General features: G+C 61.0%; 12 protein-coding genes. 9 read left to right on the top strand and 3 right to left on the bottom strand.

Annotated elements, in window-relative coordinates:
• The first annotated feature begins 77 nt into the window (after positions 1-77).
• The 4 genes from ACIQWP_RS16830 to ACIQWP_RS16815 are packed head-to-tail and all read left to right on the top strand — an operon-like array spanning position 78 to position 4,531.
• A complete protein-coding gene (locus tag ACIQWP_RS16830) occupies positions 78-899 on the top strand; it encodes an ATP-binding cassette domain-containing protein (RefSeq protein ID WP_402789187.1) in 822 nt (273 codons plus the stop codon).
• Entirely contained in the window at positions 896-2,146 is a 1,251-nt protein-coding gene (locus ACIQWP_RS16825) for a sugar ABC transporter permease (RefSeq protein ID WP_402789184.1), read from the top strand. Before ACIQWP_RS16830 ends, ACIQWP_RS16825 begins: the two co-directional genes overlap by 4 nt.
• A 25-nt stretch (positions 2,147-2,171) precedes the next feature.
• A complete protein-coding gene (locus tag ACIQWP_RS16820; protein ID WP_402789181.1) occupies positions 2,172-2,900 on the top strand; it encodes an SDR family oxidoreductase in 729 nt (242 codons plus the stop codon).
• Positions 2,900-4,531: an FGGY-family carbohydrate kinase gene (locus ACIQWP_RS16815; protein ID WP_402789178.1), complete on the top strand. Its 1,632-nt coding sequence runs from the start codon at positions 2,900-2,902 to the stop codon at positions 4,529-4,531. The genes ACIQWP_RS16820 and ACIQWP_RS16815 overlap by 1 nt, the downstream gene beginning before the upstream one ends.
• 9 nt (positions 4,532-4,540) lie before the next feature.
• Here ACIQWP_RS16815 and ACIQWP_RS16810 read toward each other — a convergent pair whose 3' ends face one another.
• Positions 4,541-5,434, bottom strand: coding sequence for a LysR family transcriptional regulator (locus ACIQWP_RS16810; RefSeq protein WP_402789175.1), 894 nt, complete (start codon positions 5,432-5,434; stop codon positions 4,541-4,543).
• Between the two features lie 258 nt (positions 5,435-5,692).
• On the opposite strand from ACIQWP_RS16810, the gene ACIQWP_RS16805 reads away from it, so the two are divergent.
• The 3 genes from ACIQWP_RS16805 to ACIQWP_RS16795 all read left to right on the top strand — a co-directional run bounded on the left by ACIQWP_RS16805 (position 5,693) and on the right by ACIQWP_RS16795 (position 8,067).
• The gene (locus ACIQWP_RS16805) at positions 5,693-6,091 is read left to right on the top strand and encodes a cupin domain-containing protein (protein WP_402789173.1); all 399 of its coding nucleotides are present in this window, start codon (positions 5,693-5,695) and stop codon (positions 6,089-6,091) included.
• A gap of 11 nt (positions 6,092-6,102) precedes the next feature.
• Positions 6,103-6,840: an SDR family oxidoreductase gene (locus ACIQWP_RS16800; RefSeq protein WP_402789883.1), complete on the top strand. Its 738-nt coding sequence runs from the start codon at positions 6,103-6,105 to the stop codon at positions 6,838-6,840.
• Positions 6,841-7,146: 306 nt separating this feature from the next.
• Positions 7,147-8,067 (top strand): alpha/beta hydrolase, encoded by a 921-nt coding sequence (locus ACIQWP_RS16795; protein WP_402789170.1) that lies wholly within the window; start codon positions 7,147-7,149, stop codon positions 8,065-8,067.
• Here the strand turns inward: ACIQWP_RS16795 and ACIQWP_RS16790 are convergent, their stop codons facing one another.
• Together ACIQWP_RS16790 and ACIQWP_RS16785 are read right to left on the bottom strand one after the other, a co-directional pair.
• Positions 8,068-10,071, bottom strand: a complete 2,004-nt coding sequence (locus ACIQWP_RS16790) for a CocE/NonD family hydrolase (protein WP_402789167.1) — start codon at positions 10,069-10,071, stop codon at positions 8,068-8,070.
• Positions 10,072-10,094: 23 nt separating this feature from the next.
• A complete protein-coding gene (locus ACIQWP_RS16785) occupies positions 10,095-11,675 on the bottom strand; it encodes an ABC transporter substrate-binding protein (protein ID WP_402789164.1) in 1,581 nt (526 codons plus the stop codon).
• Between the two features lie 122 nt (positions 11,676-11,797).
• On the opposite strand from ACIQWP_RS16785, the gene ACIQWP_RS16780 reads away from it, so the two are divergent.
• Both ACIQWP_RS16780 and ACIQWP_RS16775 read left to right on the top strand, forming a co-directional pair.
• Positions 11,798-12,583: a helix-turn-helix domain-containing protein gene (locus ACIQWP_RS16780; RefSeq protein ID WP_402789161.1), complete on the top strand. Its 786-nt coding sequence runs from the start codon at positions 11,798-11,800 to the stop codon at positions 12,581-12,583.
• Positions 12,584-12,700: 117 nt separating this feature from the next.
• A complete protein-coding gene (locus ACIQWP_RS16775) occupies positions 12,701-13,813 on the top strand; it encodes a thioesterase domain-containing protein (RefSeq protein WP_402789158.1) in 1,113 nt (370 codons plus the stop codon).
• Position 13,814: the final 1 nt, after the last annotated feature.

Here is a 13,814-nt window from a genome sequence, read left to right as displayed (position 1 = left end):
CTCCCAGTTTCCGGCCGCTTCGGCGGCCGGAAGCCAAACGCATCCGATAGCATTCCAACCCGAGAAGGTGGCGAGTCATGAGTGACGCTTCCGATCAAAGAACCCCATCGGGCGAGCCTGTGCTCAGCCTCAAAGGGATCTCCAAGCACTTCGGCGCCGTCTCGGCACTGACGGATATCAACCTCGATGTGCACGCCGGCGAAGTCGTCGCCCTTGTCGGTGACAACGGCGCGGGCAAATCGACGCTCGTTAAGGTTCTGGCCGGCGTCCACCAGCCGAGTTCAGGCACGATCACGTTCCGCGGCAAGCCGGTGACGCTCAGCGACCCCTCAACCGCGCTCGATCTCGGCATTGCTACGGTCTTTCAGGATCTGGCGCTTTGCGAAAACCTCGATGTCGTCGCGAATATCTTTCTCGGCCGGGAATTGAGCCCGATGAAGCTCGACGAAACCGCGATGGAGGTCCGCGCCTGGACGCTGCTCAATGAGCTTGCAGCGCGCATCCCGAGCGTTCGCATCCCGATCGCCTCGCTTTCGGGCGGCCAGCGGCAGACGGTGGCGATCGCCCGCTCGCTGCTGCTCGAGCCGAAGCTCATCATGCTCGACGAGCCGACCGCCGCGCTTGGTGTGGCGCAGACCGCCGAGGTGTTGAACCTCATCGAGCGCGTCCGCGACAAGGGGCTCGGCGTCATCATGATCAGCCACAACATGGAGGACGTGCGTGCCGTTGCCGATCGCATCGTCGTGCTGCGCCTCGGCCGCAACAACGGGATCTTTTATCCCGACACGTCAAATCAGGAACTCGTCAGCGCCATCACCGGCGCCACGGAAAACGCCGTGTCGCGACGTGCCGGGCGGCGCCAGGCCCAACAGGAACTCAGAGAAGGGGGCCAGCCATGAGCCAGGACAGCAAGCAATCCACCCTGCTGCTAGACCGCAGCGACGTCCGCGTCAACAATGACACCGGGCTTGCGGCAACGATCCGTTCGTCGATCGACAAGGTGCGCTCCGGCGATCTCGGCTCGCTGCCCGTCGTCGTCGGCCTCGTCATCATCTGGACGGTGTTCGGCACGCTCAACCCGATCTTCCTGTCCAGCAGCAATCTCGCCAACCTTCTGTTCGATGCCTCGACCGTCGGCATCATCTCGCTCGGCATCGTCTGCGTGCTGATGGTCGGCGAGATCGATCTTTCCGTGGGTTCGATCAGCGGCTTCGCCTCAGCCATGGTCGGCATGCTCTGGGTCAACGAAGGCTGGCCGGTGGCCCTGGCGATCCTTGCGGCGCTTATCGTCGGTGGCGTCATCGGCGCCATCTATGCCGTGCTGTTCAACCGGCTGGGCATGCCGAGCTTCGTTGCGACGTTGGCGGGCCTGCTTGCAGTGCTCGGCATGCAGCTCTATCTGCTTGGCGCGACGGGCTCGATCAATCTGCCCTATGGCTCGGCGATCGTGAATTTCGGCCAGCTCCTGGTCATTCCCCGCCCGCTCGCCTATGTCTTCGCGCTCATTCCGGGTGCGGTCATGCTTGTTGCCGGCCTCAGTGCCGTGCGGCGGCGCAAGCAGGCAAACCTGTCGGCCCCATCCGTCGGCGGGCTGCTGGCAAAGGCTGCCATCATCACGGTCGCTTTGGAATTCGTGGCCTTCTATCTCAACCAGGACCGCGGCATTCCCTGGATGTTTGCCCTGTTCGTCGTGCTGGCGATCGTCATGAACTATGCGTTGACGCGCACGCAGTGGGGGCGGTCGATGTCCGCCGTCGGCGGCAATCGCGAGGCCGCGCGTCGTGCCGGCATCAATGTGCGGCGCATCTATACCAGTGCCTTCGTTCTCTGCGCGATGTTTGCGGCTCTCGGCGGCGTGCTTGCGGCCGCGCGTCTGGCTTCGGCCAGCCAGCAGGCGGGCACGGGCGATGTCAATCTCAATGCGATCGCCGCGGCCGTCATCGGCGGCACCAGCCTCTTCGGCGGCCGCGGCAGCGCCTATTCCGCCCTGCTCGGCATCATCGTCATCCAGTCGATCGCCAGTGGCCTCACCATGCTCGATCTGTCGTCGGCGCTTCGCTACATGATAACAGGCGCAGTTCTTGCCATTGCCGTCATCGTCGACTCGCTCGCCCGTCGTTCCCGCGCCTCGCATGGGCGTGGCTGATTTCTTCAAGAAGGTAAGGATTGTTATGAGACAGGATTTTGCCGGCAAAGTCGCCGCCATCACCGGGGCTGCGTCTGGAATTGGCCTGGAATGCGCCAGATCGCTATTGAACGAGGGTGCCAGTGTCGCCCTCGTCGACCGGGCCGAAGACAGCCTGAAAAGCCTTTGCGCCGAGTTGGGGCCGAACGCCTTTCCTGTCGTTGTCGATCTTCTGAAACCCGAGAGCGTCGCAACCATGATGCCGCAGATCCTTGGCAAGTTCGGCAAGCTCGACATCTTCCACGCCAATGCCGGCGCCTATATCGGCGGCGAGGTTGCCGAAGGCGATCCCGATGCCTGGGACCGGATGCTCGATCTCAATATCAATGCGGCCTTCCGTTCTGTCCGGATGGTGCTGCCGCACATGATCGAGCGCAAGACGGGCGACATCATCATGACAAGCTCGATTGCCGGCTTGGTGCCCGTGGTCTGGGAGCCGATCTATACAGCCTCCAAGCACGCCATCCAGGCCTTCACGCATACGGTGCGGCGCCAGGTCGCCAAGCATGGCATCCGTGTCGGTGCGGTGGCGCCGGGGCCGGTGGTGACGGCGCTGATCAGCGACTGGCCGCAGGCAAAGCTCGATGAGGCGATTGCCGCAGGCGGCCTCATGGAGGCGACGGAAGTGGCGGAGGCGGTCGTCTTCATGCTATCGAGACCACGCAACATTGTAATTCGGGATCTGGTGATCCTGCCTTTGAGTACGGATCTCTGATGACGGCATCTTATTTCATCGGCATCGATGTCGGAACCGGCAGTGCCCGCGCTGGCGTCTTTGATGCGAAAGGTCATCTGCTCGCCGCAGCCAAGCGGCAGATCACCATCTGGCACGAGGCCGGCAGCATCGTCGAGCAGTCCGGCGAGCAGATATGGAAGGCCGTTTGCGACAGCGTCAAAGAGGCCATCGCAGCGGCGAAGATCGCGGCCGGTGATGTCGCCGGTATCGGCTTCGATGCGACTTGCTCGCTCGTTGCCGTCAAGGCGGACGGGCAGCCCGTGGCAATGGGGCCATCGGGTGACGCCGATCGCAACATTATCGTCTGGATGGACCATCGCGCGGCCGGCGAGGCGGCGGAGATCAACGCCGGAGACCATGCCGTATTACGTTATGTCGGCGGTCGCATCTCGCCCGAAATGGAAACGCCGAAGCTGCTGTGGCTGAAGCGAAACCTGCCGCAATCCTTCGCGACAGCCGACCATTTCTTCGATCTTGCCGATTATCTGACCTGGCGCGCGACCGGTTCGCTGCAGAGATCCGTGTGCACCGTGACGTGCAAGTGGACCTATCTCGCCCATGAGAAGCGCTGGGACGCGCAATATTTCAAGGATATCGGCCTCGGCGAACTGGCCGACGAAGGCTTTGTGCGGATCGGCACCGAGATCGTCGAGCCGGGGACTGCGCTTGGTGAAGGTTTGAACGAAGCTGCCGCGCGCGATCTTGGCCTTATGATTGGTACGCCCGTCGGTGCATCGCTGATCGATGCTCATGCCGGCGGCGTCGGGACGCTGGGCGGGCAGGGGCCGGATGGAAGGGCCGATGTCAGGAACCGGCTCGCCTATATCTTCGGCACCTCGGCCTGCTCGATGGCGTCGAGCGAAGGGGCCGTGTTCGTCGATGGCGTCTGGGGTCCGTATTTTTCGGCCATGGTGCCGGGTCTCTGGCTGACCGAAGGCGGCCAATCTGCAGCGGGGGCGGCGATAGACCATCTCGTCACCATGCATCCGGCTGCCGATGAAGCTCGCCGAAAGGCCGAGGTTGAAGGTCTGTCTCTGGTCGCCTGGCTCGACCGGCAGGCCATGCAGGCGAGCAGGAATGCGTCCGATGCCGCGAAGCTTGCACAATCCATCCAGGTCGTTCCCGAATTCCTCGGCAACCGGTCGCCCTATGCCGATCCGGATGCTCGTGCTGTCATCTCCGGTCTCGGGCTGGAAACCGGCATTGACGATCTGATCGCTCTTTACGTCGCCGGCCTTTGCGGCATCGGCTACGGCCTCAGGCAATTGCTTGAAAAACTGGCGCAGGATGGTATCGCCTGCGATCTCATCATCGCGAGCGGCGGTGCTGCCCAGAGTGGCCTTGTGCGTCAACTTCTGGCGGATACGACCGGTCGGCCGGTCGCCGTCGCCGATACGGAGGAGCCCGTTCTTCTCGGTGCCGCCATGCTCGGCGCTACGGCCGGTGGACACTACGGCTCTCTCGTGGAAGTCATGGCGACCATGTCGCGACTGGCGAAGCAGTTCGAGCCGGCCGATGGTGCCATCAAGACGTTGCACGAGCGGCGCTACGAAGCTTTCGAACTGCTGCAATCGGCGGATCGCAGCATCCGTGCGCTGATGGTGTCGTAAGTCCCGCCATCAGCCGCGATAGCGCAGCGCCTCCAGCACCACGGCAAAGGCCGAGGATGGTTGGCGGCGACTCGGATAATAGAGATGGTAGCCCGTCCACGGCGGACACCAGTCCTCCAGCACGCGGATGAGACGACCGCTTTCTATGTGCGGCCGCACCAGGCCATAGGGCGCATAGGCCAAACCATAGCCATCTACGGCGGCGGACAGCACCTGCCTGATACCGTTGAACGTGATCTGGCCGTCCACGCGCACCCGCAGCTCTTCGCTATCCTTTTCGAATTCCCAGACATAATTGCCGCCATGGGTCGGGAGCCGGAGGTTGATGCATTTGTGGGCAGTCAGGTCCTGGGGGACGACTGGTCTGTTGTATCCCTCGAAGTAGGACGGAGAGCCGATGACGGCAAATGGTTCGTCGGGCGCGATGCGCACGGCGATCATGCCATTGGCGACCGTCTGACCCAGGCGAACGCCGGCATCGAAGCGCTCCGCGACGATATCGGTCAGGCCGTAGTCGTTGATGATCTCGACATGGATGTCGGGATAATCCTTCAGCACGCGGGCAAGCTTCGGCCAGATGTAGGTATCGACCGCATAATCGACCGCCGTGATCCGGATGGTGCCGGCGGGCTTTTCGCGCAGTTCGGTGACGGCGAGGAGTTCGGCCTCTATTTCCTGGAAGCGCGGCGTCAGCGATTGCAGCAGACGCTCTCCGGCCGGCGTCGGGCTGACGCTTCTCGTCGTGCGCGTCAAAAGCCTGACGCCCATTCGCTCCTCGAGTTGCCGCATGGTATGGCTGAGCGCGGATTGCGAAACGCCAAGCTGGGCGGCTGCCCTTGTAAAGCTCCGCTCTCTGGCAACAGCGAGGAAAAACAGGAGATCGTTGACGTTTTCGCGCAGCATCTATGAGTACTCCTCATATGTCGGGCGATGCTCTTATCATGGAATGAACGAGTAACATAGCGCTTGCAAGGCCTGAGAGGCTTACATGCAGCGTCGGCAGGCGTTCCGATGTTTCGGCCAGCTGCAGCGAGAAGCGGCATTTATCGTTCCGGTTTATAAGTCTATGCGAGTGTGACCCACTACTGCTCTGAAAATTGCGGGCTAGATTAGCCTCATACAGTCGAGCCATTGCGGCTCATCGCAAGAAGGAATGTTATCATGGATATCAAGAGGAACGGGACGCAGCCTTCGGGCAAAGGTTCTTCGGACTGGTTCACCGGCACCGTACGCATCGATCCGGTCTTTGCCGCCAATGACGCGCGCCGCGCCGCCGCCGGCAGTGTCACATTTGAACCCGGCGCGAGGACTGCGTGGCACACCCATCCGCTCGGCCAGACTTTGATCGTCACCGCTGGCTTCGGTCTGGTTCAGCGCGAAGGCGGCCCGATTGAGGAGATCCGCCCCGGAGACGTCGTCTGGTTCGAGCCGGGCGAGAAGCACTGGCACGGCGCCTCGCCGACGACAGCCATGACCCATATCGCCATCCATGAACACCTCAACGGCAAGTTGGTGGATTGGATGGAGCATGTGACGGACGAGCAATATCAGGGAAAATGAGGGCAAAGACGATGGTGGAAGGTATCAAGGATAAGGTCATTGTCATCACCGGCGCGAGCAGCGGCCTCGGCGAAGCGGCCGCCCGCCGTCTTGTCAAGGATGGCGCCAAGCTCGTTTTAGGCGCGCGGCGCATCAATCGACTACGGGCGCTCGCGAAGGAGCTTTCGCTGAGCGAGGACGCCGTCGTCCAGACGGATGTTACGGATCGCGCACAGGTCAAGGCGCTGGTGGACCACGCTGTCAGGCAGAATGGCCGCATTGATGTATTGATCAACAATGCCGGACTCATGCCGAGCTCGATGCTGGAACGCCTTCACGTCGAGGAATGGGAGCGGATGATCGACGTCAATATCAAGGGTGTGCTCTACGGCATTGCCGCTGTTCTTCCTTACATGAAGGAGCAGAAGAGCGGACATATCATCAATGTCGCCTCGGTGGCCGGACATAAGGTCGGGCCGGGTGGCGCCGTCTACTCTGCGACGAAACATGCCGTGCGGGCACTGTCCGAGGGTCTGCGTCAGGAGGTAAAGCCTCACAACATCCGTACGACGATCATCTCACCTGGCGCGGTCGCAACCGAGCTGCCCGATACGATTACCGATCCGGATGTCGCGGCGCGTATGGGCGAGGTCTATGAACGGGCCATATCGCCCGAGGCATTTGCCAGCACCGTGGCTTTCGCCATAAGTCAGCCGCAAGACGTCGATATCAACGAGATCCTGTTTCGCCCGACGGCACAGGTCTACTAAACGAAACGCTCGGCCGGCGAGGCATTTTGACCTCGCGGGCCGTGTCAAACGGGGACGGAAAAGAGCTCATGATTCGGCTTGTGATTGGCGCGGCACTCGCGCTTGCGGCGCTTACTTGGTCCAATGCCCATTGCATGCAGATGCCGACGGGCTTTTCCTTGCCGTCGAGCAGCGTATTTGCCGCGGACTGAGCCGGCCGCGATCTGTCGGATGTCGCCATCGCGGCGGCGGCGGCCGTAGGCAGATAAGCATTCGATTGCAATTACTTGTTATTCTCGGACGATCTATGCGAATCGAGGATATCCGATGGTTTCCGCTGAGCGTCCCATGCCGAGCGAGGCAGGCATCTTGCAGTTCATGGACATCTGCGATTCCTTTTACCCGCCGGATGCGGTGACGGCCTCCATCACGCAACAGCGTCAATGGTATGACGCGTTGTGCGCCCGCTTCGATCGGCCCTTGCCCGAAGGTATGGAAACGAGCGACGGGTTCGTCGCCGGAACGATCCCGATCCGGCGTTACAGGCCTGCCAATATCCGCACGGCAACGATGCTGCTCTATCTCCACGGCGGCGGTTTCGTCGTCGGCTCGCTCGACAGCCATCATGCCATCTGCGCCGAGATTGCCGATCATGCCGGTGCGGAGTTGATCTCCGTCGACTACCGGCTTGCGCCGGAGTATCGCTGGCCGGTACAGACGGATGACTGTTTCGGCGTCCTCAAGCAATTGCTCGCCGAGAAGAAGTCGGTGGTGGTGGTCGGCGACAGTGCCGGCGGCAATCTGGCGGCTGGGCTAGTGGTGCGCGCAAAGGCAGAGAATCTTTCGGGAATTGTCGGCCAGATTCTGATCTACCCCGCACTTGGTGGCGATCTCGTCTCCGGTTCGTATCAGGAGATGGCCGATGCGCCGGGCCTGACAACGGCGGACGTTGCCTATTACCGCAGGATTTTGCAGGCGCCGGAAGGTGATCCGGTCTCGGGACCGCTTGCGCTGTCTTCGGTTCAGGGTTTTCCGCCAACTTTCATCACTGTGGCGCATTACGATCCGCTGCGCGACGACGGCCGCAACTATGCGGCGCGTCTTGCACAGGCGGGCGTCGAAGTCTGGTTTCGCGAGGAACCGCAAATGGTACATGCCTGGCTTCGGGCACGGCATATGAGCGAAGGTGCGCGTGCCGGCTTTGCCGCCATATGCGCGGCGGCAAGCCGATTTGCTGATGCCCGCTGACTACATCAGGTCGCGTGCGACGTGCTTCTCTTCGAATGTCTTCTCGAAGATCTGCGTTTCGCCCTCATAGGCAGTGACCGAGGCGCTGATGACCCAGTCCTTTGCCGTGCAGGAAATGCGCGATGTGGCGACCGTGCGCACGAACCAGCCGGGGCGCCGCATGTCGCAGGTCCATGTCGAGATACCGCTCATCGACAGCGGATCGTTCGGCGCGATCGACCAGGTTTCCTCGCGCAGCTGCCGAGTGGAAAGGCCGGTGCCTGGATGTTCGGAAAGGCCGGTATCCTCATGGATTTCATAGCGGGTGACGCCGGCCGAGAGATCGCGCACCACCTGCCGCTTCGTCGCGCCCGGCGCATGTTCGATATATTTCGGCAGCGGATCGGGATTATCGGGCTGTTTGATGTCGATGCGTTCATGGGCGCCGAGCTGCGGCAGAGCAAATCCGATCGACGCGATATCGATCGTCAGCCCCGGATCTTCCGGCGGCGGCAGGACCATCGGCCAGTAGGCCGTCGAGAGCGACAGACGGATGCGATGCCCCTTGCGGAAGCGATAGCCGCAGGCGTCGAGCGTCAGGGTGACGGTCGTCAGCTCGCCCTTGCTCATCGGTTCCGGCTCGGCATTGCCATTGCGATGGGCGAGATTGAGCACGCCGAAGGAGACGCGCGTCGCCGTGCCGTCCGGATGGATGTCGACGAGCCTGGCGCAGAGATTGGCTGTTTCGGCATCGCATCGAAGCGTCAGTGTGACGACTGGACGGCCGAGATAATCGTGGTCCTCGACCAGTGGCGCGGTCTGGAAGGTCAGCGACCCGGCGTCGTCGATACGCTGATCAATCGCCATTTCCGCATCCGGCTTCAGGGTGAACCATTCGCCCGAGGCGGTGCCCGTGTCGAGCGGCGAGCGCAGATAGACCGGATGTTCCGGCGCATGCGGGATCGGCATGCCTTCCATCAATGTGCCGAACTGTTCGACATAGAAGCACTGCATGTCCGGCTGCTGCCATTCATGTTTGGCGATCCAGAAACCGGGATCGAAATCGCGGCGCTTTGCGGGTTTGGCTGCATCGAGAATATAAGCGCGCACGGACGGCAAGGATTCCGCGCCGTTTTTCTCGCCGCGCAGCCAGTGGTTCCACCAGCTGATGGCCTCTCCGTGGAAATCGGCGCGCGGCTTCGGCCAGGCGAAATGCGGGTATTTGTGAACCCACGGGCCGATCAACGCCTTCGCCTTATCCCCGAGCCCTTCGACCGCCAGCAGCGGCGTGTTGCGATAGCCGTCCGCCCAGCCGGCGATGACGATGGCCGGGATATCGAAGCCGGCGAAATCCTCGCAGATCGAACCATGCCGCCAGAAATCGTCACGGCGCTGATGCTGAAGCCATTCCTCCATGAAGAAGGGTTCCTGCTCTAGGCGCTCCAGCCACATATCCCGCCAATCGTCGCCGACGATGGCCGGATCGGGCGAGCGCGATTGATAGCCGAGCATGGTCGCCGCCCAGGAGAGCTGGGCGGAGAGATGGCAGCCGTTCTTGTAGTGGATGTCGTCATTATAGCGGTCGACCGTGGAGGCGATCGATATCACCGCCTTCAGTGCCGGAGGCTTCAGGGCCGCGACCTGCAGGCAGTTGAAGCCGCCCCAGGAAATCCCCATCATACCGACCGAGCCGTTCGACCAGGGTTGCGCCGCAATCCAGGCGATCAGCTCGCAGGCATTGGCAAGCTCCAGCTCGGTATATTCCCCGTCGATGATGCCGCTGGATTCTCCGGAGCCTCTGATATCCACGCGCACGCCGGCGATACCGGCCGCGGCAAAGACCGGATAGGTGGATTCATCGCGGGGACTGGTGCCATCGCGCTTGCGGTAGGGCAGGAACTCGAAGACCGCCGGCACGGGATCGCTCTCCGCGCCGTCAGGCATCCAGATGCGCGCGGCAAGCCGCGTTCCGTCCTTCAGGGTGATCCACTGGTTTTCGATGGTGGTGAAGCTGCGCTCAGTCATGATCATATATATCCCGAAGAGGCTTAGGCATTAAACCACACGCGGCTACCGATGTAGCCGTTGGACAAATCGTTGCCGATGTCGTCGACATATCCCTTCAGCGTTTTCGAAGACGCCATGATGTAGTCGTTGAAGACGGGCAGGATCAGACCGCCATCGTCTCGCACCATCAGCGCCAGCTGTCGATAAAGCACCTTGCGCTTGGCGTCATCGAGTTCCGACCTAGCCTGCAGTACCAGCTTGTCGAAGTCAGGGCGCTTGAAGCGTGTGTCGTTCCACTCGGCAGTCGACAGATAGGATGTGGAGTAGCGGGAATCCTGCGTCGGGCGGCCACCCCAGAAGGAGGCGCAGAAGGGCTGCTTGTTCCAGACATTGGTCCAGTAGCCGTCTTCCGGTTCGCGCTTCACGTCGATCGTGATCCCTGCCTTGCTTGCGCTTTGCTGGAACAGGATCGCCGCATCCACGGCGCCCGGAAAGGCTGCATCGGATGTAAGCAACTGAACCGGACGATCAAGGCCCGATTTCTTGAAGTGGAAGGCGGCCTTGTCCGGATCGTAAGGCCGCTGCTCGATATCGGTCGGGGCGAGAGCGTAGTTGGAGTTGACCGGATAGTCGTTGCCGATCGCTCCATAGCCGCCCAGAACCTTGTCCAGGATCGACTGGCGATCGATGGCATATTTCAGCGCGAGCCGAAGATCGGCATTGTCGAAAGGTGCCGTATCGCAATGCATCAGAAAGCAGTAGAAGCCCTTGCCGGCATTCCGGACGATATCGACGGTCGGTGCCCGCTGCAGCATCGGGACCGTCTTCGGGTCGACATTGTTGACGAAATGCACCTGACCGGATGCGAGCGCCGCAATGCGGGCGGTGTTGTCGTTGATGACGAGTATTTCGACGCTGTCGACAAAGCCGCGGTCTGAGCGCCAATCCTTCGGGTTCTTCTCAAAGGTGGCGCGAACGCCGGGTTCAAAGCTTTTCAGAATGTAAGGACCGGTGCCGATGGCCGCCGCCGGCTTTTCGACGCCGCCCTTGGGCTGGATGATCAGATGGTAGTCGGTCAGAAGCAGAGGCAGATCCGCATTGCCCTCCGAGAGCGTCAGGACAAGATCGCCCGCCTTTTCCTCGATGCCTGTAATCGAGGCCATGAGCCCAAGAGCGCCCGACTGCGAATTTTTGTCCGCGTGCCGTTTCAATGTCGCGATGATATCGGCGACGGTCATCTTGCTGCCGTCGTGAAACTGCACATCGCTTCGGATCTTGAAGGTCCAGACGGAAGCGTCCGCCGACGGCGTCCAGGAGGATGCCAGCGACGGCAAGGGAGCGCCGGTCTTGGGATCGGATTCGACTAGGGTGTCCCCCCAGAGGCGGCCGATGACGAACAACACGGAGGCGCTATAGGTCGCCGGGTCGAGCGCATCGCTGGTGGCGCCGCCCTTGAGGCCGAGCTTCAGATGACCACCGCGCTTTGCTTCCTGTGCGCGGGCATCGCGCGGCGTCAGGAGGCCGGAGGCGAGGGCCGGCAAAGCGCCAAGTGCGGCAGCCCCGCCGAGGAAATGGCGGCGGCCGATTTTCAGCTGCGAAGATTGATCCTTTTCATGCGTCATGACAGTTCCCTCGTTTTCCATTTTGTAGGTGGGAACGTAGAGGCCGGGACAGCTCACGCAATTTCGCGACTTGACGCGATTTTAAGCGAGTTTACGCTAGTCCTTCCAAGACGGAGCTACCGATGCCTCACCTGGTCGAGAACCTAAAGATTGCCTGCGCCACCCAGCGTTCCATTTCGCATCTGTGCCGTGCAATTGATATCAACCGGCAGCAATTTAACCGATACATCAACGGCCAGACGCGGCCGTCCGCCCATAATCTGGCGCGCATCGCCAAGTATTTCGATCTCGACTCGGCCGACTTTCTCCTCGCACCCAAGCTCTTTCGTGAGCGCCTTCGCAAACCGGCTCTCGGCCTCAATGAAAGTTCCGAACTCCTGAAGGCCTTTCCCGGAAATCTGACCGCTCTGAGGCGCCATATCGGGTATTTCCAGACCTACCATCGCTCGCCGTCCTGGCCAGGGATGATCGTCTGTTCCTGCAGTCGGCTCGTCGAGCAGGATGGGCTGGTGCATGTCAAATCGATGGAGCGCCTGCGGGACCCTGGAAACGGCATCCAGCAATTTTCAAAATATGTGGGCTTAGCGGCGTTTTACAGGAACCGGATCTTCATTACGGAGCGTGTCATCGGCCCGAATTCCATGTTGTCGCAGACGATCCTGCTGCCGTTCGACGAGCACCAGCGCGTCTATTTGCGCGGAACGACCATGGGGGTCTCCTGGCGAAGGGAAAACCTTCCCTATGCGTCGCGGATGATCTGGCGGCATGTCGGCGCCGAGCCCGACCTGCGTGAGCTCCTCTCGCGCTGCGGCCCTCTGCCGCTGTCGTCCCGCCAGCTGCCGCCGACGGTGCGCTCGTTTCTCGCCGATCCATCCGCAGAGGTCTATGCGGTGCCGGCGGAGTATTGAGAACTCTCAAATACAAGAAAAAGTTGTGCCTTTACAGAATATATTAAGGGTCACTTTATAAGAATACGGCCCATCATCACGTTGGTGACGCATGCTTTGACATTCGAGGGCGCTTAAATGCTTTTCTCTGCGAGAACGGATGCAGATTCCAGCCTGTGTACCTACGTCAGCGATCTGCTTCGCCAAGAAGCAAAGATTGACTTGGGACGCGACGCAGACATCCCCGATGCTGTTTCAGTCAACCGGGTCTTGAATTTCATCAAGCGCTTGTGGAACGAAACCGGGGAGGAGCTGGATGTCAATGTATTCTATCGTCATCGCACCCTTGATGCCCTCGGCCTTGCAATTTCCAATCATGAAGACCTCTCAGTCTCGCCGAAAATCATAGAGCTCCGAGGTGGAGAGGGTGCCGCGCCGTTGCTGCTATTTGCCGGCGGAGCAAGCTGCTTCCTGGAAATGCAGCAACTCATCAAGGAAATCAGCTTTCCAGGACCGATCCTCGGCGTTGCGTTGACGGACTTCAACCGTGATCGTCAATATCCGGCAACGGTACAGGATGAGGTTGAAAGCACACTGAGCGCGTTGCAAGCCGCGGGGATAGGAGCGCCTTATCGATTGCTGGGCTATTCTTTCGGCGGTGTTTTTGCTTTGGAGCTGGCTCGTGCCCTGAGGGCGCAGGAGCAAGAGGTTGCGTTCCTCGGGATGCTCGATACGCCGTTAGGCGAGCAGGAGTGGCCACTGAAAATCTGGGGGGAATTCATGTGGCAACGCTGGAGGAGAGCCCGGAGCAGAAAAAGGAACCTGACGAGAACCAGTCATCCCGCACGCGGCCGGGAGCGGGCAAAGCCTAACCGACGGCCGGTTATCGAGCGGCGAGAATACCTTGCGAGAAAGTTGAAGCCTCTCTCTTTCCGCTATGCTGACCCACACGCATCCTATTATCCGGAGCTGGCGCCGCAATGGATGGGGGAATATCCCCCGCAATATGATGCGGCGGCCAGACAACTCCTGCGCATGAAAGGTCTTTACAAGCCAAGTCGCTACGAGGGGGAGCTAACGTTCTATCGTAGCCTTCAAGGCTCTCCGGTCGATTGCGATCCGAAGTCCATCTGGGGGAAACTTCTTGTTCATGCCGATTGGGTCGACGTTTCCGGTAATCACCAGAGCATGATCGTTGGGCGCAATGCCAGCGCATTGGCTCGCGAACTCGGCAAACGCCTTATCCGCTGAG

The sequence above is a fragment of the Rhizobium sp. NPDC090279 genome (assembly GCF_044769665.1).
In the GTDB taxonomy this organism is placed as follows: Bacteria; Pseudomonadota; Alphaproteobacteria; order Rhizobiales; family Rhizobiaceae; genus Rhizobium.
This window is presented reverse-complemented; position numbering and strand designations above follow the sequence as displayed.

Bases quoted from the DNA above. Each gene is read 5' to 3' on its own strand.
- ACIQWP_RS16820 (WP_402789181.1), top strand. From the start codon at position 2,172: ATGAGACAGGATTTTGCCGGCAAAGTCGCCGCCATCACCGGGGCTGCG.
- ACIQWP_RS16825 (WP_402789184.1), top strand. From the start codon at position 896: ATGAGCCAGGACAGCAAGCAATCCACCCTGCTGCTAGACCGCAGCGAC.
- ACIQWP_RS16810 (WP_402789175.1), bottom strand. From the start codon at position 5,434: ATGCTGCGCGAAAACGTCAACGATCTCCTGTTTTTCCTCGCTGTTGCC.
- ACIQWP_RS16800 (WP_402789883.1), top strand. From the start codon at position 6,103: ATGGTGGAAGGTATCAAGGATAAGGTCATTGTCATCACCGGCGCGAGC.
- ACIQWP_RS16785 (WP_402789164.1), bottom strand. From the start codon at position 11,675: ATGACGCATGAAAAGGATCAATCTTCGCAGCTGAAAATCGGCCGCCGC.
- ACIQWP_RS16775 (WP_402789158.1), top strand. From the start codon at position 12,701: ATGCTTTTCTCTGCGAGAACGGATGCAGATTCCAGCCTGTGTACCTAC.
- ACIQWP_RS16815 (WP_402789178.1), top strand. From the start codon at position 2,900: ATGACGGCATCTTATTTCATCGGCATCGATGTCGGAACCGGCAGTGCC.
- ACIQWP_RS16790 (WP_402789167.1), bottom strand. From the start codon at position 10,071: ATGACTGAGCGCAGCTTCACCACCATCGAAAACCAGTGGATCACCCTG.
- ACIQWP_RS16795 (WP_402789170.1), top strand. From the start codon at position 7,147: ATGGTTTCCGCTGAGCGTCCCATGCCGAGCGAGGCAGGCATCTTGCAG.
- ACIQWP_RS16780 (WP_402789161.1), top strand. From the start codon at position 11,798: ATGCCTCACCTGGTCGAGAACCTAAAGATTGCCTGCGCCACCCAGCGT.
- ACIQWP_RS16830 (WP_402789187.1), top strand. From the start codon at position 78: ATGAGTGACGCTTCCGATCAAAGAACCCCATCGGGCGAGCCTGTGCTC.
- ACIQWP_RS16805 (WP_402789173.1), top strand. From the start codon at position 5,693: ATGGATATCAAGAGGAACGGGACGCAGCCTTCGGGCAAAGGTTCTTCG.